19 protein-coding genes and 1 pseudogene are annotated in these 25,089 nt (G+C 73.7%); 15 read left to right on the top strand and 5 right to left on the bottom strand.

Translation table 11 applies throughout. The features are described from left to right. Positions 1–13 precede the first annotated feature (13 nt). Complete coding sequence (locus ACFY3I_RS13000; protein WP_360496180.1) at positions 14–226, bottom strand: hypothetical protein; 213 nt, start codon at positions 224–226, stop codon at positions 14–16. Positions 227–422: 196 nt separating this feature from the next. On the opposite strand from ACFY3I_RS13000, the gene ACFY3I_RS12995 reads away from it, so the two are divergent. Next, positions 423–1,631: a bifunctional adenosylcobinamide kinase/adenosylcobinamide-phosphate guanylyltransferase gene (locus tag ACFY3I_RS12995; protein ID WP_390860610.1), complete on the top strand. Its 1,209-nt coding sequence runs from the start codon at positions 423–425 to the stop codon at positions 1,629–1,631. 48 nt (positions 1,632–1,679) lie between these two features. Here ACFY3I_RS12995 and ACFY3I_RS12990 read toward each other — a convergent pair whose 3' ends face one another. After that, the gene (locus ACFY3I_RS12990; RefSeq protein WP_390860609.1) at positions 1,680–2,651 is read right to left on the bottom strand and encodes a class I SAM-dependent methyltransferase; all 972 of its coding nucleotides are present in this window, start codon (positions 2,649–2,651) and stop codon (positions 1,680–1,682) included. 141 nt (positions 2,652–2,792) lie between these two features. Here ACFY3I_RS12990 and cobT point away from each other — a divergent pair, with 141 nt between their 5' ends. The 3 genes from cobT to ACFY3I_RS12975 all read left to right on the top strand — a co-directional run bounded on the left by cobT (position 2,793) and on the right by ACFY3I_RS12975 (position 6,490). Next, positions 2,793–3,884 carry a nicotinate-nucleotide--dimethylbenzimidazole phosphoribosyltransferase gene (gene cobT / locus ACFY3I_RS12985; protein WP_390860608.1) on the top strand — a complete coding sequence of 364 codons (1,092 nt, stop codon included), beginning with the start codon at positions 2,793–2,795 and terminating at the stop codon, positions 3,882–3,884. Positions 3,885–3,981: 97 nt separating this feature from the next. Continuing rightward, positions 3,982–5,754, top strand: a complete 1,773-nt coding sequence (locus tag ACFY3I_RS12980; RefSeq protein ID WP_390860607.1) for a phosphatidylglycerol lysyltransferase domain-containing protein — start codon at positions 3,982–3,984, stop codon at positions 5,752–5,754. Positions 5,755–5,764: 10 nt separating this feature from the next. Beyond that, on the top strand, positions 5,765–6,490 hold the full coding sequence (locus tag ACFY3I_RS12975; protein WP_390860606.1) for a hypothetical protein: 726 nt from the start codon (positions 5,765–5,767) through the stop codon (positions 6,488–6,490). On the opposite strand, the gene ACFY3I_RS12970 is transcribed toward ACFY3I_RS12975, so the two are convergent. Further along, complete coding sequence (locus ACFY3I_RS12970; protein WP_390860605.1) at positions 6,427–7,194, bottom strand: hypothetical protein; 768 nt, start codon at positions 7,192–7,194, stop codon at positions 6,427–6,429. The genes ACFY3I_RS12975 and ACFY3I_RS12970 overlap by 64 nt on opposite strands. Before the next feature lie 60 nt (positions 7,195–7,254). On the opposite strand from ACFY3I_RS12970, the gene ACFY3I_RS12965 reads away from it, so the two are divergent. The 8 genes from ACFY3I_RS12965 to ACFY3I_RS12930 all read left to right on the top strand — a co-directional run bounded on the left by ACFY3I_RS12965 (position 7,255) and on the right by ACFY3I_RS12930 (position 19,157). Continuing rightward, complete coding sequence (locus ACFY3I_RS12965; RefSeq protein WP_390860604.1) at positions 7,255–8,049, top strand: adenosylcobinamide-GDP ribazoletransferase; 795 nt, start codon at positions 7,255–7,257, stop codon at positions 8,047–8,049. A gap of 468 nt (positions 8,050–8,517) precedes the next feature. Next, entirely contained in the window at positions 8,518–10,044 is a 1,527-nt protein-coding gene (locus tag ACFY3I_RS12960; protein WP_365296746.1) for a leucyl aminopeptidase, read from the top strand. Positions 10,045–10,346: 302 nt separating this feature from the next. After that, complete coding sequence (gene lpdA, locus ACFY3I_RS12955; RefSeq protein ID WP_365296747.1) at positions 10,347–11,735, top strand: dihydrolipoyl dehydrogenase; 1,389 nt, start codon at positions 10,347–10,349, stop codon at positions 11,733–11,735. A gap of 60 nt (positions 11,736–11,795) precedes the next feature. After that, entirely contained in the window at positions 11,796–13,610 is a 1,815-nt protein-coding gene (gene sucB, locus ACFY3I_RS12950; protein WP_390860603.1) for a 2-oxoglutarate dehydrogenase, E2 component, dihydrolipoamide succinyltransferase, read from the top strand. Positions 13,611–13,865: 255 nt separating this feature from the next. Then, the gene (locus ACFY3I_RS12945) at positions 13,866–14,489 is read left to right on the top strand and encodes a GntR family transcriptional regulator (RefSeq protein WP_365296750.1); all 624 of its coding nucleotides are present in this window, start codon (positions 13,866–13,868) and stop codon (positions 14,487–14,489) included. Positions 14,490–14,788: 299 nt separating this feature from the next. Continuing rightward, entirely contained in the window at positions 14,789–17,491 is a 2,703-nt protein-coding gene (gene aceE / locus ACFY3I_RS12940) for a pyruvate dehydrogenase (acetyl-transferring), homodimeric type (protein ID WP_390860602.1), read from the top strand. A 101-nt stretch (positions 17,492–17,592) separates the two neighbouring features. Beyond that, entirely contained in the window at positions 17,593–18,582 is a 990-nt protein-coding gene (locus ACFY3I_RS12935) for a helix-turn-helix transcriptional regulator (RefSeq protein WP_390860601.1), read from the top strand. 56 nt (positions 18,583–18,638) lie between these two features. Continuing rightward, positions 18,639–19,157, top strand: coding sequence for a DUF4240 domain-containing protein (locus ACFY3I_RS12930; RefSeq protein WP_390860891.1), 519 nt, complete (start codon positions 18,639–18,641; stop codon positions 19,155–19,157). Positions 19,158–19,813: 656 nt separating this feature from the next. Here the strand turns inward: ACFY3I_RS12930 and ACFY3I_RS12925 are convergent. Next, positions 19,814–20,599, bottom strand: a pseudogene (locus tag ACFY3I_RS12925) (peptidoglycan recognition protein); the annotation flags it as partial. Between the two features lie 192 nt (positions 20,600–20,791). On the opposite strand from ACFY3I_RS12925, the gene ACFY3I_RS12920 reads away from it, so the two are divergent. Beyond that, the gene (locus ACFY3I_RS12920; RefSeq protein WP_390860600.1) at positions 20,792–21,976 is read left to right on the top strand and encodes a MarP family serine protease; all 1,185 of its coding nucleotides are present in this window, start codon (positions 20,792–20,794) and stop codon (positions 21,974–21,976) included. 3 nt (positions 21,977–21,979) lie between these two features. Here ACFY3I_RS12920 and ACFY3I_RS12915 read toward each other — a convergent pair whose 3' ends face one another. Continuing rightward, complete coding sequence (locus tag ACFY3I_RS12915; RefSeq protein ID WP_390860599.1) at positions 21,980–22,468, bottom strand: GNAT family N-acetyltransferase; 489 nt, start codon at positions 22,466–22,468, stop codon at positions 21,980–21,982. Between the two features lie 72 nt (positions 22,469–22,540). On the opposite strand from ACFY3I_RS12915, the gene ACFY3I_RS12910 reads away from it, so the two are divergent. Continuing rightward, entirely contained in the window at positions 22,541–23,434 is an 894-nt protein-coding gene (locus ACFY3I_RS12910; RefSeq protein WP_390860598.1) for a TIGR01777 family oxidoreductase, read from the top strand. A 160-nt stretch (positions 23,435–23,594) separates the two neighbouring features. Further along, positions 23,595–24,953: an NAD(P)/FAD-dependent oxidoreductase gene (locus ACFY3I_RS12905; RefSeq protein ID WP_390860597.1), complete on the top strand. Its 1,359-nt coding sequence runs from the start codon at positions 23,595–23,597 to the stop codon at positions 24,951–24,953. Positions 24,954–25,089: the final 136 nt, after the last annotated feature.

Raw genomic sequence — 25,089 nt, 5'->3', positions numbered from 1 at the left:
ACCGGCACCTCTCTCAGGATTCGTCCGCGTGCAGGCTCATCGGTCCGTAGATCTCGGTGGCGTCCTCGTAGAGCCGCACCTGGTCGGCGCCGCCGGCCAGCAGCTCCTTCCACTGCTCGCCGATCCAGGACTCGGCGTCGCCCTGGGTGGTGAACTCCTCGGGCTCCACCGCGGGCTGGACCTCCGTCCCGTCGGCCTTCTCGAACCGCCACGTCCATGCCGCCATATAGGCCTCCTTTGATCCAACTGGTGCATCGTATAAGGAGGCCGACGAAAACTCCGCTGGTTGCGGGCCGGTGGGGGCGGGCCGCGTGGTTCGCCCCCCGGCCTTCGGCCGGGAGCACCCCGAGCGCCCCTGGCGGGGCACACCGCAGGGGGCGTCGGCCGGAGCGAGAACCGTCAGGACGGGTGAGAATCGGTCCGTGGAAGTGACTTTGCTCGGTACCGGTGCTCCCGCGGGGCTGCCCCAGCCCGACTGTTCCTGCGCGGCCTGCGCGACGGCCGTCGGCGCGGACGCGCGGGCCGCCACCGCGGTGCTCGTCGACGGCACGCTGCTGCTCGATCTGACGCCTGGCGCGGCGTTCGCGGCGGCACGGGCCGGACGGTCCCTCACCGGTGTACGGCAGGTGCTGCTGTCACACCCGCACGACGGGCCGGCCGTCGAGGTGCCGGCCGGGCTGCCGCAGCCGGGCCGGGTGCCGGACGGGCGGGAGCTGGCGCTGCTGACCGGGCACCGGGTGCGGGCGCTGGCGATGGACGCGGGCGGCACCGGGTACGCGGTCACCGGCCCGGACGGGCAACGGCTGCTGTACCTGCCGCCGGGCGGTGCGCCGGCCGGGCTGGAGAACGGGAGCGACGAGGGCGCGGAGTCGTACGACATGGCGCTGCTGGACGTGGTGGGGCGTCCGGACGCGCTGGCACGGCTGCGGGCGGTCGGTGCGGTGGGTCCGGCGACCGACGTCGTCGCCGTCCATCTCGGCCACGACGTGCCGCCGGGACCGGAGTTGCGGCGGCGGCTGGCGGCGGCCGGGGCGCGGGCGGTGCCGGACGGCACCACGCTGACGGTCGGGGTGTACGAGGAGGTGCCCGACGTGCCGCGCCGGACGCTGGTGCTGGGCGGGGCCAGGTCCGGCAAGTCCGTGGAGGCCGAGCGGCGGCTGGAGTCCTTCCCCGGCGTGCTGTACGTGGCCACGGGCGGGACGCGCGGCGGGGACACCGAGTGGGCGTCACGGGTGGCCGTGCACCGGGAGCGGCGGCCGGGGTCGTGGCGTACCACCGAGACGTGCGACCTGGTGCCGTTGCTGGCCGAGGACGGGCCCCCGTTGCTGGTGGACTGTCTGTCGCTGTGGCTGACGGACGCGATGGACTCCGTCGGGGCGTGGGACGACACCGAGTGGGCGTCGGGCGGCGAGAAGGCGCTGCGGGAACGGGTGCGGGAGCTGACCGAGGCGGTGCGCTCGACCCGGCGGACGGTGGTCGCCGTCTCCAACGAGGTGGGGTCGGGCATCGTGCCCGCCACCGCGTCGGGGCGCCGCTACCGGGACGAACTGGGCCGCCTGAACGCGGCGTTCGCGGGCGAGTGCGAGCAGGTGGTCCTGGTGGTGGCCGGGCAGGCGCTGGTCCTGCGTTAGGGCCCGGGTGGCAGGGTCGCGCCCCGTGCGGGGCGCGACCGGTCCTCGTCAGCCCTTCTTCGCGATGATCCGGTACCCGTTGGAGAAGGGTGTGCGGCGCAGCAGGGGGGCCAGCGCGTGGTCGACGGCCGCCGCCGCGGCCACCAGCGGGGCCGTCGCCGGCCGGAGGGGTCCGGGCAGCAGCCGGCCCAGTACCAGGGCGAGCGCCGCCGAGAGGTCGCACGGGATGTGCGGCGTCCTGCGGTCGGCGGTGAGGATCTCGCAGCCCTGGGACTCCAGTTCCGCCCGGAGGTTGGCCGGCGGCAGCAGGTGCAGGTGCCGGGGCTGGCCGAACGGGGCCCACCACTTGCCGAGCAGCGCGCCGAAGGCGCTGCGCGGGTTGGCGACGTCGATCAGGAGGTGGCCGCCGGGCCGCAGCGCCGCGAGCGCCGCGCGCAGTTCGGCGCGCGGGTCGGGGGCGTGTTCGAGGTGCCGGAACATGGTGACGACGTCGTAGCGGGCGCGCAGCCTGGCCAGCATGTGCGGGGCGGTCAGGTGGCCGCAGTGGGCCTCCTCGATGTGCCCGTCGGCCTGGGCCCACGTCACCCGCAGGGTCGAGTCGAGGCCGTCGAACGACGTGTACGGGAAGAGTTCCTTCGCCGTGCGCGGGAAGTGGGCGCGGCCCGTCCCGACGTCCAGCCAGCTCTCCGGTTCGGTCAGCGCGTGCATCGCGCGGGCGGCGGCGCGGTGCCGGCGGCGGCCGCCGCGGGTCGCGAGCAGGCGGTCGGTGTGGTCCTCCAGCCGGCCCTCGTAGTAGTCCCGGTGGTAGAGGACGAAGCCCTCCGCGGTCAGCCGGGGGTTCTGGAAGGCGTGGCCGCAGTCGCGGCACTCGTCCACGGCGAAGCTGCCGGGCCGGTGGTGCAGGAGGTCGGTCGTGCGCACACGGGTGCGCAGACGTCCGGACCCGCACCAGGGACAGTCCTCGCGACGCGGTTCGTGGAACCGGTCGGTGCCCGGGAGGAGTTCGGGTGTGGGCGGCATCGGCGGCTCCCTGTGCTCCCTGTACGCAATCCACTCCAAAAGTGAACGTATGGGATACCGATCTTGCCTGCCAAGACGCCGTGCGGGTGGGGCGGCGATCTGGCACCGAACCATTCGTTCGGTGCCGGTACTGTTCGGCGAATGAGCTCGCTTAATCTCGACGACTTCACCGATCTGATCGAGCGCCCCGACGGCGGTGTGCGCCGTGACGCAGAGGCGCGCCGGGAGCGGCTGACGGTGCCGCCCGGGTCGCTGGGCCGCCTCGACGACCTCGGCGAGTGGCTGGCCGCCGCGCAGGGTTCCGTACCGGTCAGGGCGGTCGAACGGCCCCGGGTCCTGCTCTTCGCCGGCGACCACGGCGTCGCCGAACTCGGCGTGTCGGCGCGGCCGGCGGGCACCGCCGCGGTGCTGGTGCGGGCCGTCCTGGAGGGTGCCAGCCCGGTGGCGGTGCTGGCCCGGCGGCTCGGGGTTCCCCTGCGGATCGTCGACATGGCACTGGACTGCGACCCCGGCGCACTGCCCGCGGAGGTCGTTCGGCACCGGGTGCGACGGGGCAGCGGCCGGATCGACGTCGAGGACGCGCTCACCGCGGAGGAGGCCGAGGCGGCGTTCCGGGCGGGGATGGCGCTGGCCGACGAGGAGGCCGACTCGGGGACGGACCTGGTGGTGCTCGGCGACGTGAGCGTCGGGGGGACCACGGCGGCGTGCACGCTGGTCGCCGCGCTGTGCGGGACCGACGCGTCCGTGGTGACCGGACGGGGCGGACTGGCCATCGACGACCTCGCCTGGATGCGCAAGTGCGCGGCGATCCGGGACGCGTTGCGGCGGGCCCGGCCGGTGCTCGGGGACCAGATGCAGTTGCTGGCGACGGTCGGCGGGGCCGACCTCGCGGCGATGACCGGGTTCCTGCTGCAGGCGGCGGTGCGGAAGCTGCCGGTGGTGCTGGACGGCGTGGTGTCGGCCGCGTGCGCGCTGGTCGCGCAGCGGATCGCGTTCCGGGCGCCGGACTGGTGGCTGGCCGGCCACGACAGCGGGGAGCCCGGCCAGGCGAAGGCGCTGGACCGGATGGCCCTGGAGCCGTTGCTGCAGCAGGGCGTGACGGTCGGTGAGGGAGCGGGCGCCCTGCTCGCCCTCCCCCTGGTCCAGTCCGCGGCGGCCCTGGCGGCGGAACTCCCGGAGCACCCCGGGCCGGAGACGGCGGCGGAGGAGAAGGAGACCGGGCCGCAGGAGTGACGGCGGCCGGACCTGCCGGGCGGCGGCCGGACCGGCGGCGGCGAGGTCCGTGCGTGTGACGGCGTTCACCGCAGAAGCGCCCATATGATCCATCTCCATGGGAGATGTCCGAATTGCCGTTGAGCGGTGGCGGGCCGGCGGGGTTTCCCGGCGGGCCGCCGCCAGTGCCGTGTGGTATCTGCGGGCCGTCGCCTTCGTCAACTTCCTCAGCGCCGTGTGGGTGTCGCTGGGGCAGGACGTGCGGCGGCACAACCAGGAGGACTTCTTCACGCCGTACCTGCTGACCGCCGGCTTCGCCTCCGGCGTGTTCACCGCCTTCCTCGCGATCACGATGCGACGGCGCAAGCGGGCCGCCTGGATCCTCAACCTGGTGCTGAGCGGCCTCTTCCTCGCGCTGTTCGCGTTCGCCATGGCGTTCCCGGAGATCCGGCGCTACCCGCAGAACTGGGTCTCGATCGCGCTGACCGCCGCCTTCGTGGCCGCGCTGCTCGCCGGCCGCCGGGAGTTCTACGCCAAGGGCGACCGGGCGAACCCGCGGCTCGCCGCGACCGTGGCCGTGGGCGGCGGGCTCCTCGCCTCGCTGCTCGCCGCCGTTCTCGTGACCGCCACCAACCAGGCCCCGTACGCCGCCCGTTCGACGTTCGCGGAGCGCTGGCACTACGGCACGCTGCGCCTGGTCTCGGTCGCCGCCGACCCCTCCCGGTTCCCCCACATCGCACCGCCCAACTGGGTGAACGTGTGCGTCAACGTGCTGAGCACGCTGCTCGTCCTCGCCGTCCTGTACGCCGCCTTCCGCTCCCGCCGTGCCGTCGACCCGCTCACCGAGGACGACGAGAAGCGGCTGCGCGAGCTGCTGGAGCGGCACGGCGAACGGGACTCGCTCGGGTACTTCGCGCTGCGCCGGGAGAAGAGCGTCGTGTGGTCGCCGACCGGCAAGGCGGCGGTGGCCTACCGGGTGGTGGGCGGGGTGAGTCTCGCCTCCGGGGATCCGATCGGGGACCCGGAGGCCTGGCCGGGGGCGATCGTGCCGTGGCTGAGCGAGGCCCGGGCGCACGGGTGGATCCCGGCGGTGATGGGGGCCGGCGAGGAGGCCGGCACCGTGTACGCGCGGCACGGACTCGACGCGCTGGAACTGGGGGACGAGGCGATCGTCGAGGTCTCCGAGTTCACGCTGGAGGGGCGGGCCATGCGGGCCGTCCGGCAGGCCCACAACCGGGTCGGCCGGGCCGGCCACTCGGTGCGGATCCGCCGCCACGAGGACATCCCCGCCGACGAGATGGCCCACCTCCTGCGCCGCGCCGACGACTGGCGGGACGGCGCCACCGAGCGCGGGTTCAGCATGGCGCTGGGGCGGCTCGGCGACAGCCGGGACGGGCGGTGCGTGATGCTGGAGTGCACCGACGGGGAGGGACGGCTGCGGGCGCTGCTGTCGTTCGTGCCGTGGGGTCCCGGCGGGCTCTCCCTGGATCTGATGCGACGGGACCGCGACTCCGACAACGGGTTGATGGAGTTCATGGTCATCGAACTGCTGCGGCGGGCCGGCGAGATCCGTGTCACGCAGGTCTCGCTCAACTTCGCGATGTTCCGGTCGGTCTTCGAACGTGGTGCGCGTCTGGGCGCGGGGCCGGTGCTGCGGCTGTGGAGATCCCTGCTGAGCTTCTTCTCCCGGTGGTGGCAGATCGAGTCCCTGTACCGGGCCAACGCCAAGTACCGGCCGATCTGGGAACCGCGGTTCCTGCTCTTCGAGAAGAGCGCGGACCTGCCGCGCATCGGCCTCGCGTCGGCGCGCGCGGAGGGGTTCCTGGAGAAGCCGGTGCTGCCGAGGCCGCTCCGACGGCACCTGGACACCGACCGCGACACGAACCGATGAGGTCCATCGCATGAAGCCGCTCGCCCGCTGGGCCCGCACCGAGTGGGGCCTGCTGTACGCCACGGTGCGCGGCCCGCTGGCGAAGCGGCGGCTGCGGGCGGTGCCGATGTCGGCGGCGGCGGTGTGCCTGACGGCGCTGCTGCAGTTCGTCCAGAACCAGTCGTGGGGCTTCCGGTTCGTGCAGGACGTCGGGGGCGTGCGGGCCGCGGACCCGTTCTGGCCGGCGCTGCTGCGCACTCCCCTCTCGCTGTTCGTGCCGGCGCTGGACCTGCCGGTGTGGGGCGCGCTGGCGCAGATCCTGGCCGTGTTCGGCATCGCCGAGGTGTGCCTGGGCTGGTGGCGGACCCTGGTCGTCTCCTATGTGGCGACCCTCGCCGGCACGCTGTACGCCCGGGCCGGCATCGCGCTGGGCCCGCACAGCCCGCTGGGCCTGCCCGCCTCGGACGCCTGGGTGGTGGACACCGGCCCCTCGGCGGCCGTCGTGGGGCTCGCGGTCGTCCTCGGGTGGCGGTACGGCGCGTACGTCACCGCGGGCGCGGTGGCGGCGGCGATGGTGGTCGAGGTGGCGCTGAAGGACAACCTCGCGGGCAAGGAGCATCTGGCGGCCATCGCGGGCGTGGTGGCCCTGTACGGGGTGGTGGCGGCGGGGCGGCGGCTGCGGCGCCGGCGGGGTCAGCGGCGGCCGGGCAGCCGGGCCGGTTCCGGGCGGTCGGGCTTGCCGCCGATCCAGTCCTGAAGGGTTCTGCTCAGCCGGGCCCAGCGGCGGTCGTGGCGGTAGGCGCGCAGTCCGGCCCGGGCCCGCGCGCGCGGGCGGGCGGGGTAGAAGCGCCGGGCCCAGGGCGAGCCGGGCCGGGCCAGGCGGACCGCGCCGACCACCCCGAGGAACGGGACGACCACTCCGAAGATCGCGATACGGGCCTTGCCCTTGCTGAGGGCCACGAGCGAGAAGAGGAAGTTGGCCACGACGTTCGCGATGACGGCGCCCCGGTCCTGGAGTTCGTCGGCCGAGAGGTCGTTGACGCCGAACGGCGAGAACCCGGCGAGCAGCAGCCCTACCATCGCGGCGGTGATGACGACGACCTCGACGCTCCGGCGGCCCTCCGCGGTCCAGTAGACGTCGTCGAGGTGCAGGATCAGCGCGAACTCGTCGAGGACGAGGCCCGCGCCGACGCCGAAGACGATCGCGGCGAGGGCCGCGCCGAACCCCTGCCGGCCGCCGGCCACCGCGCCGAAGCCCCCGACGACGACGAGGACGACGCCCGGGACCACGTGGTGGATGTGCAGCCCGCCCGCCTTGACGTTCCCGAACGGGCCCCGGCCGGCACGGATCAGACGGGTGATGACCCGGGTGACGACGAAGGTCAGGACGAAGGCGGCCAGGGCGAGCAGCAGGGGGAGTTTGCCCGGCTCGACGATGTTCCGCTCCAGCCAATGTCCCATGTGCGCACTTTATCCCCGGCCGGGGCACGCACCTTCCTGACCACCGGGTAACCTGCGCCGGTGGCTGCGACCTCTGCGACTTTCTGGCGTGACGGCCTCCGCTTCGCCTTCGGGACCCTCACCGTGTTCCCCGTGCGGGTGACCCGTTGGGACCGCGAGGCCGCCCGGGGCGGCATGCTCCTCGCGCCGCTGGCCGGCCTCGCCGTCGGACTCTGCGCGGGCGCGACCGGGGCGCTGCTGGTCCTGGCCGGGGCGAGTGCCCCGGTGGCCGCCGTGGCCGCCGTCGCGGTGCCGGCCGTGCTCACCCGCGGGCTGCACCTGGACGGGCTCGCCGACACCGCCGACGCCCTGGGCAGCGGCAAGCCCGCCGAGGAAGCCCTGCGGATCATGAAGCAGTCGGACATCGGGCCGTTCGGCGTGATCACGCTCGTCCTCGTACTGCTCGGACAGGTGGCCGCGCTGGCCCAGGCCTACGGCGGCTCGTGGCGGCGGGGGGTGCTGGCCGCGGTCGTCTCGGCGACGGTGGCCCGGCTGGCGCTGAGCCTGGCCGCGGTGCGGGGGGTGCCGGCGGCCCGGCCGGAGGGGCTGGGGGCGGCGGTGGCCGGGGTGGTGCCGAAGGCGGGGGCGTCGGCGGTCACCATCGCGGTGATGGTGCTCGCGGCGGGAGCCGGGGCGCTGCTGGGACCGGCCGACAGTCTGCGGGCGCTGCTCGCGGTGGTGGTGGCGGAGGCGGCGACGGACGTGCTGCTGCGGCTGTGCAGGCGGCGGTTGGGCGGGGTGACGGGCGACGTGTTCGGCTGTCTCGCCGAGACGGCGGCGACCGCGGCACTCGTGGTGCTCTCCCTGGGGGGTTGAGGGGTTTTCGGGCTCCGGGGTTGTGCGGCACGGGTTGCGCCGGCGGTCTCCGGACCCGCCGCCGCGGCCCCCGGGCGGGGTCCGGCACCGGACCTCCCGGCCTGGCCGGCCTGGCCGGCCCGCCTCGCACCGGCCTGCCGCATCCCGAACACGCGCGTGCCCAGCCGGAGTTGCGGCTTCGCGCCGCGGGGCCGTGTCGGCGAGGATCACCCCCGGAGGAACCGGGCGGGTGAGCCGGTACCGCCACCGGGAGCGGGGGGAGATGGCCTTGACGCCACCGCGAGGTGAACACCCGTGGGAATGAGCGGACGCATACACACGCGTAGGCTCGTCCCGGGTGTTCGCCGACAGGGTGAAGGCCCCGGTGACAACGCGCCCCGAGGCCACTGCCTAGGGTCGCCTCCCGGGCCCGGTCGACCCACCCACTCGGCCACAGCAACTCAACATCGGAAGCGAGATCCCACCACCGTGACTGCTCTCACTCTCAGCACCTCAGCGGCGCCCGGCCTCCGGGCCGACGCGATCGTGATCGGTGTCGCCAAGGGCGCCAAGGGCCCGGTCGTAGCGCCGGGCGCCGAGGCCGTGGACACCGCCTACGACGGCAAGCTCGCCGGCGTCCTGGAGACCCTCGGTGCCTCGGGTGCCGAGGGCGAACTGACCAAGCTGCCCGCCCCGGCCGGTTTCAAGTCCCCGCTCGTCCTCGCGGTCGGCCTGGGCGGCGTGCCCGACGGCGACGCCGGTTACGACGCCGAGGCGCTGCGCCGGGCGGCCGGCCTCGCGGCCCGCACGCTGAACGGCGTGAAGAAGGCGGGCTTCGCCCTGCCCGTCGAGGACGCGGCGGCCGTCGGCGCGATCGCCGAGGGCGTCCTGCTCGGCGCCTACTCCTTCGACGTCTACAAGGACAACGGCTCCACCGCCAAGGCGAAGGCCGGCAAGGCCCCGCTCGCCGAGGCCACGCTGCTCGGCGGCAAGCCGCGGGACGCGGCCCACAAGGCGGCCCTCGCCCGCGCCACCGCGGTCTCCGAGGAGCTCAACCGCGCCCGGGACCTGGTCAACACCCCTCCGAACGACCTCACCCCGGCCGACTTCGCCGCGATCGCGCAGACCGCGGCCAAGGAGCACGGCCTCAAGATCCAGATCCTGGACGACAAGGCGCTCGCCAAGGGCGGCTACGGCGGCATCCTCGGCGTCGGCGGCGGCTCGGCCGCGACCCCGCGGCTGGTGAAGCTGTCGTACACGAGCCCCGGGGCGGACAAGCACCTCGCCTTCGTCGGCAAGGGCATCACCTACGACTCGGGCGGCATCTCGCTCAAGCCGGCCGGGCACAACGAGACGATGAAGTGCGACATGAGCGGCGCCGCGGCGGTCTTCGCGGCCGTCGTCTCGGCGGCGCGGCTCGGCCTCGAGGTCAACGTGACCGGGTGGCTGGCACTGGCCGAGAACATGCCGTCCGGCTCGGCGGTGCGCCCGGGTGACGTGCTGCGCATGTACAGCGGCAAGACGGTCGAGGTGCTCAACACCGACGCCGAGGGCCGCCTGGTCCTCGCCGACGCGCTGTGGGCCGCGTCCGCGGAGAACCCGGACGCGATCGTCGACGTGGCGACGCTCACCGGGGCGATGATGCTGGCGCTGGGCAGCCGGACGTTCGGCGTCATGGCCAACGACGACGCGTTCCGTACGGCGATCCACGAGGCGGCCGAGGAGGTCGGCGAGCCGGCCTGGCCGATGCCGCTGCCGGAGCACCTGCGCAAGGGCATGGACTCCCCCACCGCGGACATCGCGAACATGGGCGAGCGGATGGGCGGCGGCCTGGTCGCCGGCCTGTTCCTGCGGGAGTTCGTGGGCGAGGGGATCACCTGGGCCCACCTGGACATCGCCGGGCCGGCCTTCAACGAGGGCGGCGCGTTCGGTTACACGCCCAAGGGCGGGACCGGGTCCGCGGTGCGCACGCTGGTGCGGCTGGCGGAGCTGACGGCCGAGGGTGACCTGGGCTGATGCCGCCGACGGGACCCCGCACGCGGGTAGGGCGGGGTCCCGTCGCCCACCGCCCCGGTCCGCCCCGCCGTACGGCGGCCGCGGGCCGTGGGGGTCGCTCGCGCCGTTCCCCGCGCCCCTGAGGGGCGCCGCGTGTGGTGTCTCACACCCCAGCCCGGCGTCTCGTTCCCCTCCGACAAGTGCGAAGATGGGGCTCGGCAGGACAGGGCCCCCACCACAGGGCCGAAGAAGAGCGGCCGGACACCAGCCGCCGCGCGGTCACCGTTGACCGGCGTACGGCGCACATGCATGGAGGACGTGACGTGGCGAACGACGCCAGCACCGTTTTCGACCTAGTGATCCTCGGCGGTGGTAGTGGCGGTTACGCCGCGGCCCTGCGCGGGGCTCAGCTGGGCCTGGACGTCGCCCTGATCGAGAAGGACAAGGTCGGCGGTACCTGCCTGCACCGGGGTTGCATCCCCACCAAGGCCCTGCTGCACGCGGGCGAGATCGCCGACCAGGCCCGCGAGAGCGAGCAGTTCGGTGTCAAGGCCACCTTCGAGGGCATCGACGTGCCGGCCGTGCACAAGTACAAGGACGGCGTGATCGCCGGCCTGTACAAGGGCCTGCAGGGTCTGATCGCGTCCCGCAAGGTGACGTACATCGAGGGCACGGGACGGCTCTCCTCCCCGACCTCCGTCGACGTGAACGGCCAGCGCGTCCAGGGCCGCCACGTCCTCCTCGCGACCGGCTCCGTGCCGAAGTCGCTGCCCGGCCTGGAGATCGACGGCAACCGCATCATCTCCTCCGACCACGCCCTCGTCCTGGACCGCGTGCCGAAGTCCGCGATCATCCTGGGCGGCGGGGTCATCGGCGTCGAGTTCGCCTCCGCCTGGAAGTCCTTCGGTTCCGACGTCACCGTCATCGAGGGCCTCAAGCACCTCGTGCCGGTCGAGGACGAGAACTCCTCCAAGCTTCTCGAGCGCGCCTTCCGCAAGCGCGGCATCAAGTTCAACCTGGGCACCTTCTTCTCGAAGGCCGAGTACACCGCCGACGGCGTCAAGGTCACCCTCGCCGACGGCAAGGAGTTCGAGGCCGAGGTCCTGCTCGTCGCCGTCGGCCGCGGCCCGGTCTCGGCCGGTCTCGGCTACGAGGAGCAGGGTGTCGCCATGGACCGCGGCTACGTCCTGGTCGACGAGTACATGCGCACGAACGTCCCGACCGTCTCCGCCGTCGGTGACCTGGTCCCGACCCTCCAGCTCGCGCACGTCGGCTTCGCCGAGGGCATTCTGGTCGCGGAGCGTCTGGCGGGTCTGAAGACCGTCCCGATCGACTACGACGGTGTCCCCCGGGTCACGTACTGCCACCCGGAGGTCGCCTCCGTGGGTATCACCGAGGCCAAGGCCAAGGAGATCTACGGCGCGGACAAGGTCGTCGCCCTGAAGTACAACCTGGCGGGCAACGGCAAGAGCAAGATCCTCAACACCGCGGGCGAGATCAAGCTCGTCCAGGTGAAGGACGGTGCCGTGGTCGGCGTCCACATGGTCGGCGACCGGATGGGCGAGCAGGTCGGCGAGGCCCAGCTGATCTACAACTGGGAGGCGCTGCCCGCCGAGGTCGCCCAGCTGATCCACGCCCACCCGACGCAGAACGAGGCGATGGGCGAGGCCCACCTGGCCCTGGCCGGCAAGCCGCTGCACTCGCACGACTGACCCTCGGTCGACACACGCGACGACTCAGACTTCCGCAATTCGTAAGGAGCAACCGAAACCATGGCGGTTTCCGTAACCCTTCCGGCGCTCGGCGAGAGCGTCACCGAGGGCACCGTCACCCGCTGGCTGAAGGCCGAGGGTGAGCGCGTAGAGGCCGATGAGCCGCTGCTCGAGGTCTCGACCGACAAGGTCGACACCGAGATCCCGGCCCCCGCCTCGGGCGTGCTGGCCTCGATCAAGGTCGCCGAGGACGAGACCGTCGAGGTGGGCGCCGAGCTGGCGATCATCGACGACGGCACCGGCGCGCCCGCCCCGGCCGCCCCGGCCCCCGCCGCCGAGCCGACCCCGGCTCCGGCCGCCGCCCCGGCCCCGGTGGCCGAGGCCCCCGCCGCCCCGGCGCCCGCCGCAGAGCCGGCCGCTCCCGCCGCTCCGGCCGGTGGCGCCTCCGGCACGGACGTGGTCCTGCCCGCGCTCGGCGAGTCCGTCACCGAGGGCACCGTCACCCGCTGGCTGAAGTCGGTCGGCGAGGAGGTCGCCGAGGACGAGCCGCTGCTGGAGGTCTCCACCGACAAGGTCGACACCGAGATCCCCGCGCCGGTCGCCGGTGTGCTGCTGGAGATCGTGGTCGCCGAGGACGAGACCGCCGAGGTCGGCGCCAAGCTCGCCGTCATCGGCGCCCCGGGTGCCGCTCCGGCGGCCGCCCCCGCCCCGGCCGCCCCGGCACCGGCGCCCGCCGCCGCTGCCCCGGCCCCGGCCCCGGCCCCGGCCCCGGCTCCGGCTCCGGCCGCCCCCGCGGCTCCGGCCCCGGCCCCCACGCCTGCTCCGGCGCCCGCTCCGGTCGCCGCCGCTCCGGCCCCGGCCGCTCCGGCGCCCGCGCCGGCCGCCCCGGCACCGGTCACCCCGGCCGCCGCCCCGGCCCCGGCCTCGCCGGTCGACGAGGGCGCCTACGTCACCCCGCTGGTGCGCAAGCTCGCCGCCGAGAACGGTGTCGACCTGGCCGCCGTCAAGGGCACCGGCGTCGGCGGCCGTATCCGCAAGCAGGACGTGCTCGCCGCCGCCGAGGCCGCGAAGGCCGCCGCGGCCGCTCCGGCCCCCGCGGCCGCCGCCGCTCCGGCCGCCGGTGCGAAGAAGACCCCCAAGCTGGAGGTCTCCCCGCTCCGTGGCCAGACCGTCAAGATGCCCCGCATCCGCAAGGTCATCGGCGACAACATGGTCAAGGCGCTGCACGAGCAGGCGCAGCTGTCCTCGGTCGTCGAGGTCGACGTGACCCGCCTGATGCGCCTGCGCGCCCAGGCCAAGGACTCCTTCGCCGCGCGCGAGGGCGTCAAGCTCTCCCCGATGCCGTTCTTCGTCAAGGCGGCGGCCCAGGCGCTCAAGGCCCACCCGGCCATCAACGCCCGGATCAACGTCGAAGAGGGCACGATCACCTACTTCGACACCGAGAACGTCGGTATCGCGGTGGACTCGGAGAAGGGCCTGATGACCCCGGTCATCAAGCACGCCGGCGACCTCAACATCGCCGGTATCGCCAAGGCCACGGCCGACCTGGCCGGCAAGGTCCGCGCCAACAAGATCACCCCGGACGAGCTGTCCGGCGCGACCTTCACCATCTCCAACACGGGCTCGCGCGGCGCGCTGTTCGACACGATCATCGTGCCGCCGAACCAGGTCGCGATCCTCGGCATCGGTGCCACGGTCAAGCGTCCGGCCGTCATCGAGACGGAGGAGGGCACGGTCATCGGCGTCCGCGACATGACGTACCTGACCCTGTCCTACGACCACCGCCTGGTGGACGGCGCCGACGCGGCCCGTTACCTGACGGCCGTCAAGGCGATCCTGGAGGCCGGCGAGTTCGAGGTCGAGCTCGGCCTCTGACCCCTCGAGGGATGTTCTGCGGTGCCCCGTCCGGAGCTGCTCCGGGCGGGGCACCGTCGTGTCCGCCGGGCGTCGCCCCGGATGGTGGGCGCCGCCGCCCGCATGTCAGGACGCCCCGGGTCCGGGGCTTTACGGGTGCCTCCCGGCGGGAAGCGTGTAAGTCTCGTCTCACCTGCGCCGAAGCGCCCCCGTGCCCCTCTGCGCAGACGCGGTCCGGCCGTATTGTCTAAACGTCAACGCCCTTAAGGAGCTCCCATGACCGCGCCCGTCGTCCACTCGCTGCGCGAACAGATCCGCGAGCACATCGTGGAGGGGATCGTCAGCGGGCGCTGGAAGCCGGGCGAGCGGATCGTGGAGCGGCGGATCGCCACCGAACTGGAGGTCAGCCAGACCCCGGTGCGCGAGGCGCTGCGGGAGCTGGAGTCGCTGCGGCTGATCGAGTCGGCGCCGAACAAGGGCGTGCGGGTGCGGAACCTGACGGCGGCCGACCTGGAGGAGAGCTACCCGGTGCGGGCCGGCCTGGAGGCGATCGCCGCGGAGCTGGCGGCGGAGCGGCTGGCGGCGGACTGCTCGGCGCTCGAGCCGCACGTCACGGCCCTGTACGAGGCCGACCGCAACACCGACGGCACGGCGCAGGTCCGCCACACGGTCGGGTTCCACCGGGAGCTGGTCCGGGCGGCCGGCAACTCGGTGCTGCTGCACACCTGGGAGGGCCTGGGCATCGAGGTCTTCACGGCGCTGTCGATCCGCTGGCTGGGGACGGTCCAGCAGTCGTACGCGGAGGAGCACCAGGAACTGGTGGCCGCCTTCCAGCGGCGCGACCCGAGGATCGCGGAGATCGTGAAGGCCCACGTCCTGGGCTGCGCGCCGAGGGCCTGAGCGCCAGGTGTCACGGCGGGTGCCGCGACACACGAGCACAGCCCCGCTCACACACCGCCTCACCTGCGTAAACGTCCATCGGATCACGTCACCGGGTGCCATGACCGAAGGCACCCCGTGCCGACTTTCTCGAAATCGAGAAGTTTTCCCCTTGAACCCTTTGATCGATCATCGATCAGGGAGTTATTGTCACCGACGGGCCCGCACCCGGGCCCGCCGCCCTGTCCTGCCAAAGACCAAGGGCAACCCCCGAACCCTTACCGATGAGGGAACCCCCTTCGAATGAGGAAGGCGGCGTCATGACCGACCCCAACGCCATCCAGCCGAGCGCGCTCGACCAGCTCCACGACCGGGATCCGGAGGAGACCGCCGAATGGCAGGCCTCCCTGGACGCCGTGACCAGGGAGGCCGGACCGCACCGCGCCGCGTACCTGATGCGCCGTACGCTGGAGCGCGCCGAGGCGGGCGGCGTCGCGCTGCCGAAGCTCCTCGAGACCGACTACGTCAACACCATCCCCACCGCCGCCGAGGCATCGATCCCGGGCGACGAGGAGATGGAGCGGAGGATCACCGCGTGGAACCGCTGGAACGCGGCCGCGATGGTCACCCGGGGAAGCAAGCACGGCGTCGGCGGCCACATCGCCACCTTCGCCTCCGCGGCCTGGCTCTACGAGACCGGCTTCAACCACTTCTTCAAGGGCAAGGAGGGGGACGGCAGCGGTGACCAGCTCTACATCCAGGGCCACGCCTCCCCCGGCATCTACGCCCGCGCCTTCCTCGACGGCCGCCTGACCGAGGCGCAGCTCGACAACTTCCGCCAGGAGGCCGGCGGCGACGGCCTCCCGTCGTACCCGCACCCGCGCCGGCTGCCCTGGCTGTGGGAGTTCCCGACCGTGAGCATGGGCCTCGGCCCGCTCTCGGCGATCTACCAGGCCCGCTTCAACCGGTACCTGACCGCGCGCGGCGTCAAGGACGTCTCGTCCTCGCACGTGTGGGCGTTCCTCGGTGACGGCGAGATGGACGAGCCGGAGTCCACGGCGGCCCTGGCACTCGCCTCCCGCGAGGGCCTGGACAACCTGACCTTCGTCATCAACTGCAACCTGCAGCGCCTCGACGGCCCGGTCCGCGCCAACTTCAAGATCGTGCAGGAGCTGGAGGCCCAGTTCCGCGGCGCCGGCTGGAACGTCGTCAAGTCGCTGTGGGGCAACGCCTGGGACGAGCTGTTCGCGCTCGACACCACCGGCGCGCTGGTACGACGCCTGCGCGAGGTACCCGACGCGCAGGTGCAGACGTACCAGACCCGTGACGCCGCCTACATCCGCGCCGACTTCTTCGGCAAGGACCCGGCGCTCGCCGAGATGGCGAAGCTGCTCAGCGACGACAAGATCACCGAGTGCTTCCACCTGTCCCGCGGCGGTCACGAGGCCCGCAAGGTGTACGCGGCCTACAAGGCGGCCCTGGACCACAAGGGCGCGCCGACCGTGATCCTCGCCCAGACCGTCAAGGGCCACACCCTCGGCACCGGCTTCGCGTCGAAGAACGCCAACCACCAGATGAAGAAGCTGACGGTGGACGAGTTCAAGACGATGCGCGACCTGCTGGAGCTGCCGATCCCGGACAGCGCCTTCGCCGACGGCGTCGTGCCCTACGGCCACCCCGGCGCCGACGCCCCCGAGGTGCGCTACCTCCAGGAGCGCCGGGCGGCCCTCGGCGGCCTGGCCCCGGCCCGCCGTACGCACCCCCTGGCCCCGCTGCTGGCCCCCGCCGACAAGGCGTTCGCCTCCTTCGACAAGGGCTCCGGCTCGCAGAACGTGGCGACCACGATGGCCTTCGTCCGGCTCGTCAAGGACCTGGTCCGCGACAAGGAGACCGGCCACCGCTGGGTGCCGATCGTCCCCGACGAGGCGCGCACCTTCGGCATGGAGAGCCTCTTCCCGTCCCTCGGGATCTACTCCCCCAAGGGCCAGACGTACGAGCCGGTCGACCGCGACCAGCTGATGTACTACAAGGAGGCCAAGAACGGCCAGATCCTCAACGAGGGGATCACCGAGGCCGGTTCGATGGCCGACTTCATCGCCGCGTCCACCGCGTACGCGACGCACGGCGAGGCGATGATCCCGTTCTACATCTTCTACTCGATGTTCGGCTGGCAGCGCACCGCCGACCAGATGTGGCAGCTCGGCGACCAGCTCGGCCGCGGCTTCCTGGTCGGCGCGACGGCCGGCCGTACCACCCTGACGGGCGAGGGCCTCCAGCACGCCGACGGCCACTCCCCGGTCATCGCCGCGACCAACCCGGCCGCGCTGTCGTACGACCCGGCCTTCGCCTACGAGATCGCGACGATCGTCAAGGACGGTCTGCGCCGCATGTACGGCGAGCCGGCGCAGGGCGAGGACCCGAACGTCTTCTACTACCTGACCGTCTACAACGAGCCGCTCCCGCAGCCCGCCAAGCCGGCCGGTCCCGGCGTCGACGAGGGCATCGTCAAGGGCCTGTACCGCTTCAACACCGCGGAGTCGGCCGGGCTCACCGTGGTGGCGAACGCCCCGCGCATCCAGCTGCTGGGCTCCGGCACGGCGATCCACTGGGCGCTGAAGGCGCAGCGGATGCTCGCCGAGGAGTGGGGCGTGGCGGCCGACGTCTGGTCCGCCACCTCCTGGACGGAACTGCGCCGTGACGCCATGGAGGCCGACGCGGCCCTGCTGCGCGGCGAGGAGCGGATGCCGTACGTCCGTCAGGCCCTCCAGGGCGCCGAGGGCCCGGTGCTGGCCGTCTCCGACTACATGCGCCAGGTCCCGGACCAGATCGCGCAGTGGGTCGAGCAGGACTGGTCCTCGCTGGGGGCCGACGGCTTCGGCCTCTCCGACACCCGGGACGCGGCCCGCCGTCACTTCGGCGTCGACCCCGAGTCGGTCGTCGTCGCGGCCCTGGCCCAGCTGTCCAGGCGCGGCGAGGTCAAGGCGACGGCGGTGAAGGAGGCCCGGGAGAAGTACGGGCTGTAGGCACCACCGGGGTCCGGTGAGAACGAAGGGGTACGGCCACCGCCGTACCCCTTCGTCGTCGGTACCCCTCCGCCGCCGGTGGACCCCGGCATCATGAGGGCATGCGCGCCGCCCGTCTCATCAGAATGGTGCTCCTGCTCCAGTCCCGGTCCGCCATGACCGCCGGTGAACTGGCGGCCGAGCTGGAGGTGTCCGAGCGGACCGTGATGCGCGACGCGCAGGCCCTGTCGGAGGCCGGGGTGCCGGTCTACGCGGACCGGGGCCGGGCGGGCGGGTACCGCCTGGTCGGCGGCTACCGGACGGGCCTGACGGGGCTGGGGCGCAGCGAGGCCGAGGCGCTGTTCCTGAGCGGGGTGCCCGGAGCGCTGCGGGAGATGGGGCTGGCGGACGCGGCCAGTGCCGCCCGGCTGAAGGTGTCCGCCGCGCTGATGCCCTCGCTGCGCGACGCGTCGCGGACCGCGGCGCAGCGGTTCCACCTGGACGCGCCGGGCTGGTTCGCGGAGCCCGCGACGCCCGCTCTGCTGCCGGCCGTCGCGGACGCGGTGTGGGACGACCGGCGGGTGGTCGCGCGCTACCGGCGCGGGGAGTCGGAGGTGCGGCGGGAACTGGACCCGTACGGACTCGTGCTGAAGGCGGGCGTCTGGTACCTGTGCGCGCGGGTCGCGGAGACCGACTCCTACCGGGTGTACCGGATCGACCGGTTCGTCTCGGTCGAGGCCGGAGAGGAGCGGTTCGTGCGGGACGAGGAGTTCGACCTGCCCGGGTTCTGGGACCGGCGGGCCGAGCAGTTCGCACGGGCGATCCTGCGGGACGAGGTGGTGGTGCGGCTCTCCGCGGTCGGCCTGCGCAGACTGTCGTACGCCGTCGACCCGGTGACCGCGCGGCAGGCGGTCGCGGGGGCCGGCGCCCCGGACGCGCGCGGGTGGGTCACGGTGACCCTGCCGGTGGAGAGCGAGGAGGTCGCGCACGCCCAGCTGGCCTCGCTCGGTCCGGAGGCGGAGGTGCTCGCGCCGCCGGGGCTGCGGGCGCGGTTCGTGGCGGACGCACGGCGTCTGGCGGGGCTGTACCCACCGGCGGGGGACGGCGGATAACAATCCGCACCACTCCGCGTGCGCCCCCGGCGCACAGGCACGATGCTGGACCCGTGATGGACGAGACGGAGTTCTGGGAGCTGGTCGACGGCACCCGCGAGGCCGCCGGGGGCGACCCGGAGGACCAGGCCGACCTGCTCGTGGACCGACTGCTCCAGCTGGACCCGGACATGGTGCTGGACTTCGCCCGTCACTTCGAGGCCCGCTACAACCGCGCCTACAGCTGGGACCTGTGGGGTGCCGCGTGGGTGCTGCTCGACGGGGCCAGTGACGACGCGTTCGACTTCTTCCGGTGCTGGCTGATCGGCCAGGGCCGGGAGGTCTTCGAGGGCGCCGTGCACGACCCGGACGGGCTGGCGGAGTTGCTGGGCGACTTCGACGAGGAGGTCGACGGCGACGGCGAGGAGCTCGGGTACGCGGCGGACGAGGCGTACGAGCAGCTGACCGGGACGGTGGCCCCGGACCTGGGCATCGCCCCCGCGCCCTCCGAACCGGAGGGCAGCCCGGTCGACTTCGAGAACGAGGGGTCGCTCGCGGAACGGTTCCCCAGACTCTGGGACCGCTTCAAGGAGTGAGTGCCGGCACGTGCGGCGGCGGGTGGTCTCCGAGGGGATGTACGCCTGGGCTGCTCGGCCGTGACCGCGTGGTGCATCGGCGCCGCGTCGGCCCGGTCGAGGGCGGACGCGGTGACCGCGGCCGGGCCGAGGACGACCGTCGCGACCGCGCGGACCACGGCCCGGGGTCCGCGCGCGGACCTGGCCCGACCGCCCTTCTCGGCGGCTTCCTCGGTGTTCCCGCGCGCTTCGGTACGACCGCTGTCCTTGGTCCCCGTCTCCGGTCGGCCTGTGTCGTCCATGACGTCAGGACGCGGGGATCCGAACGCCCTGCGTGCCGCCTACGGCGTTCCTGTGGACGTCCGCGCGGTCGCCTCCCCGGACGCCTCCAGAGGCTCGCGGGGTGCCTCGAGGGGCCCCGGGAGGGGAGGTGCCACGTGGGCCTTTCCCAGAAACGTGGGGGCCGCGGGCACCGCGGGCGTGCCCGCCGCGGTCATCGCGGGCGGTCCGGTCGGGGTCCCCGCGGGTGTGCTCGGCCGGACCGCGGTGGGTGGTCCGTCCGGAGTGGCCGGCGGCATCGTGGGGGTGCCCGACGGCATCGTGGGGGTGCCCGACGGTGTCGCGGGGGTGCCCGACGGGATCGCGGTCGGCGGGGGCGTGACCGGCGGCGCCGACGGCGTCCGGCCCTGGAGCCTGGCCGCGGCCTCCCTGATCTCGGGGAGGCGGGCGATGAGCGCGGCGCCGGGACAGTTGGTCCGGTAGCCGTCCTGGTGGCCGGCCACGGCGGGCAGGGCGACGACGGTTCCCAGCCGGTAGCGGCTGAGACCGTTGCTGGAGACCAGGCGGGCGCTGCCGCGCGGGTCGACCTCGGCCAGGCCGAGCTTCCAGGCGGCGAGGGCGGCGATCGAGTCGGTCATGGCGCGCGGCACGGGCACCCCGGCGGTGAAGGTGCCGAGGGCCGCGACACCGGCGGTGCGATGGTTGAAACCCTGGGTGTGGGCGCCGACGACCGCGCGTTCGGCGCCGCCCGCACGGCCCTCGTAGATCGTGCCGCAGCGGTCGACGACGAAGTTGTAGCCGATGTCGTCCCAGGCCCGGTCGCCGGTCTGCCCGCTGTACAGGCGCCGGATGATCTCGGGCGCCTGGGCGCAGGAGTACCCGTTGGGCGAGTCCGTGTGGTGCACGAAGACGGCGACGACCTTGTCGTCGTAGCGCGGCGGCGGCTGGGTGCGCCGGACGGTGGCGTCCAGCCAGGCCGAGCGCGGCACGATGACCGGCCGGGGCGCCCGGAATCGGCCGTCGGGACTGGCGGGCGCCGGAGCGGCCAGGTGGACCACGACGGAGTGGTCGGCGCCCGGGGCGAACAGCACCAGCACGAGGGCGGCGGCGATGCCGGGCACGCAGCCGAGCAGTGTCAGGACGGCGATCCGGGTGCGCCGCCCTGCTCTGGGGAAGACACGCATGGGACCCACTCTCGGGTTGATCCACTCCGCCCGCGATGTGTGCTGTGCCACCTGGTGGAACCATCGTCCCGGTCCGCGGCGTTTCAGTGGGTACACGCACGCGTGGCCGGTTCCCGAGGTTCCCGCGCGCGGGAACTGATCACCGGACCTGTCCCGACCGTATGAAGAGGGCACCGAGAGAAAGGCGGCTCCGTGGACCTGCTCGACCTGGTGCTCGTACTGGTGGTTCTCGTCTACGCGGCGTCCGGTTACCGGCGCGGGCTGGTGGCCGGCTGCGTCTCGCTGGCCGGTTTCGTGGGCGGCGCGGTCATCGGCGTGTGGGTGCTGCCGTGGGTGATGGAACTGGTCACCCGCGGGTCCGCGACGGCCACGGTGGCCGCGGTGCTGACGGTGCTGGTGCCCGGGGTGGTCGGGCACGAGCTGGCCGGGCGGCTGGCGCTGCGGCTGCGCCGCGAGCTGGACCAGGGGCCGCTGCGGGTGGCCGACGGGATCGGCGGGGCGGCGGCGAACGCGGTGGCGGTGCTGATCGTGGCCTGGGTGGCGGCCAGCGTGCTGGGCGCGTCCTCGTCGCCGGCGGTGACGACCGCGATCCAGGACTCGAGACTGCTCGGCGCGGTGCAGAACACCATGCCGGACACCACGCCCGCCTGGTTCTCGCGCGCCACCTCGGCGCTCACCGAGGCGGGCTTCCCGCAGGTCTTCAACCCGTTCGAGAACGAGTCGACCGCCCGGGTGGCCAAGCCGACGGGCGACAGCGTCACCGCGGCCGCCACCGAGGCGGCCAAGCGCAGCACGGTCAAGATCGAGGGCGTCTCGGGCAGCCAGGGCCGCGAGGGCAGCGGGTTCGTGTTCGCGTCGGAGCACGTGATGACCAACGCGCACGTGGTGGCCGGGATCACCGACCCGAGCGTGCGCGTCGGCGGGGTCGGGACGTCGTACGAGGCACAGGTCGTGCTCTTCGACCCGGACCGGGACGTGGCGGTGCTGTACGTGCCGCGGCTGCGCGCTCCGGTCCTGCGGTTCGACACCGGTGCGGCGCGTGGCGACTCGGCCGTGGTGGCCGGCTATCCGCAGGACGGTTCCCTGAACCTGCAGGCGGCCACGGTGGCCGCCAAGGTGCCCGCCACCGGCCGGAACATCTACAACGACGCCACCGTGACCCGCGAGATCTACTCGGTCCGCTCCACGGTCCGCCCGGGCAACTCCGGCGGCCCGCTGCTGACCACCGGCGGCACGGTGTACGGGGTGGTGTTCGCCCGCTCCACGTCGGACGACGAGACGGGGTACGTCCTGACGGCCGGCGAGGTGGCCGCGGACGCCACCCGCGGGGCGCACGCCACGGCACCGGTGGACACCGGCGAGCTGATCACGTCCTGACCGTCACAGCGGCCGGCCCATGATCACGTCGTCGACGTACTCGCCGCCCAGCAGGAACTCCCCCGGCAGCACGCCCTCCACGGCGAAGCCCTCCGACTCGTAGAGCCGGCGCGCCGGACCGTTGTGCCCGAGGACGCCCAGCCGGATCCGGCTGGCGCCGCGGCGGCGGGCCTCCGCCATCACCGCGCGCAGCAGCGCCCGGGCGACTCCGCGGCCGCGGGCCTCCTCGGCGACCGCGAGGCCCTGGATCTGCCGGACGTGCGCGTTGGAGGCGACGTTGTAGGCGAAACCGAGCCGGATGTAGCCGACGATGCGCCGGTCGAGCTCGGCGACCAGGGTGTCCCCGGGGGCGTGGCGCTCGTCGAAGAAGGGGTCGTACGGCGGCTGCGGCCTGGGCAGGACGGCGTGCTGGTACGACCAGGTGGCGCCGTCCAGGGCGCGGAGTTCCTGGTCGTCGTCGGGCAGGGCGGCACGTATGGACGGTTCCGGCATGAGATCACCCTAAGTCCGGTGGCGTCGGGGTCCAGGGTGTTTTCCGGCGCCGCTTTCGCCATGCTGGGACCCATGGAACGCTCTCGTATCGCGGTGGCCGGCGCGTCCGGCCTGATCGGCAAGGCCCTGGTGCGGTCCCTGCGGGCGGACGGGCACGAGGTGGTGCGTCTGGTGCGGCGCGGCGCCCACGGCCCCGGTGAGGTCTGCTGGGACCCCGAGGGGCAGTACGTGGACACCGCCGGGCTGGCCGGCTGCGACGCGGTCGTGAACCTCGCCGGGGCCGGGATCGGCGACCGGCGCTGGACGGACGAGTACAAGCGGCAGATCCGCGACAGCCGGGTGCTCGGCACGGCCGCGCTCGCGGAGGCCGTGGCCGCCCTGGACGTGCCGCCGCGGGTCTTCGTGAGCGGCAGCGCGATGGGCTTCTACGGCGAGACGGGCGACCGGGTCGTCGACGAGGACGCTCCGCCCGGGGACGGTTTCCTGCCGTCGCTGTGCGTGGAGTGGGAGGAGGCGGCGGCCCCGGCGCGGGAGGCGGGTGTCCGGACGGTGTTCGTCCGCACGGGTCTGGTGGTGGCGCGCAGCGGCGGGGCCTGGGGCCGGCTGTTCCCGCTGTTCAAGGCGGGGCTCGGGGGCAGGCTGGGGGACGGCCGGCAGTACTGGTCGTACATCGCGCTGCACGACGAGGTGGCGGCGATCAGGTTCCTGATGGACACCGACGGCCTGGAGGGTCCGTTCAACCTCACCGCACCGCAGCCCCTGACGAACCGTGAGATCACCGCGGCGATGTCCCGGGTGCTGGGCCGCCCGGCCCTCTTCCCGGTCCCGGCCGCGGCGCTGCGGCTGGCCCTCGGCGAGCTGGCCGGGGACGTGCTGGGCAGCCAACGCGTGGTGCCCAAGCGGCTGCTGGAGTCGGGGTTCACGTTCGCGTTCCCGGACATCGAGGAGGCGATTCGTGCGGCCTGATCATCTGCGTGACCGTATGCGACCGGTGTGCGACCGTGCCCTGTTCATGCGCGACTGTCCTTGACCGATCGCCGTCCTAACCTCGACCCGAACTCGGGTATCCCCGGAGCCGGTTGGGGGCATCACGTCTCCACCGGACGCGCAATCGAGGAGGGGCCTCGTGCATGAGCCCGCGTACCAGGCGGACGTCGTCATCGTGGGAGCCGGCATCGCCGGTCTCTCCGCGGCTCATCGGCTGAACAGCGCAGGAGTAACGACCGCGGTCCTGGAGGCCGCCCCTTACGTCGGCGGGCGCATGTCGACCGAGAAGGTCGACGGCTTCCGGCTCGACCGGATAGGGCAGCTCCTGTCCACGTCCTATCCGGAGCTACGGCTGACACCGGGACTGGACGCCCTGGTTCTGCGCCGGTTCGCGCCCGGCGTACTGCTGCATCGCGACGGGCACCGGCACCGGGCCGGCGCTCCGGCGGGCGGGGGAAGCGCGAGGGGCGCACTGTACGCGGTGCGCGCCCTGGCAAGCGCCCCCAGGAGCGGCTCGGCCGTGTCGCCGGCCCGGGTGACCGCGCCGATGGGCGGCGCGGTCGACCAGGCGCGGCTCGGCGCGGCGCTGGGCCGGCTCGCCGCGACCCCGGTGGAACGCATCCTCGCCCGCCCCGAACTCCCGGCCGCGCAGGCCCTCGCGGCCCGCGGGACACCCGCCCGTACCGTCGACGGCTTTCTGCGGCCGCTGCTCGCGGCCCTGCTCTGCGACCGGGAGCTGACGACCTCCAGCCGGTGCGCGGACCTCGCCCTGCGGTCATTCGCGAGCGGGCGGCTGTGCCTGCCGGAGGGGGGCGCCGAGGTGCTCCCGGAGCTGCTGGCCCGCGCGCTGCCGCCCGGCACGGTCCACACGGGCGTACGGGCCACCGCGGTCTCCACGACGTCCGTGACGACCGCCGAGCACGGCGAGATCCGCTGCCGGGCGGTGCTGGTGGCGACCGACGCGCGAGCCGCGGCCGGCCTGCTGCCCGGCCTGCGGGTGCCGGACTTCCACCAGGTGACGGTGGTCCACCACGCGACGGACGAGCCGGCCGCGCTCACGACCGGGGCCTCGCTCCTGCTGGACGCGGACCGGAGCGGGCCCGTCTCCCACACCTCGGTCGTCAGCAACGTCGACCCGAGCCGGGCGCCGCAGGGCCGCGCGCTGGTCTCCTCGACGGTCCTCGGCGCGCCCCCCTCCGACGTCGACACGGCGGTCCGCATGCACCTGGCCCGGCTGTACGGCACCTCGACGCACCGCTGGGAGACCCTGGCCGTGCACAGCACACCGGAGGCGGTCCCCGCGATGCGGCCCCCGCACGACCTGCGCCGCCCGGTCCGCCTGCTGGCCGGCCTCTACGTCTGCGGCGACCACCGGGACACCAGCACGGTCCAGGGAGCCCTGCACTCGGCCCACCGGGCGACGGCGGCGATCCTGGCGGACCTCGGTGTGTCGGGCTCACTGCACAGCGCGGAACCGGTGCAGCGCCGGGCCGCCTAGCACCCGCGCCCCGAGGGGGCGCGGGGAACTGCGCGAGCAACCACGACGGCGCGGTACCCGACCGACGACCGGAACCGGCAACGGCGCACGGCGACGGCCCGCTCGGCACCGCCGAACGGGCCGTCGTGGCTGATCA

The organism is Streptomyces sp. NPDC001068, assembly GCF_042897315.1.
In the GTDB taxonomy this organism is placed as follows: Bacteria; Actinomycetota; Actinomycetes; order Streptomycetales; family Streptomycetaceae; genus Streptomyces.
The sequence above is the reverse complement of the archived record's forward strand: the minus strand, read 5'-3'. Positions and strand labels throughout refer to the sequence as shown.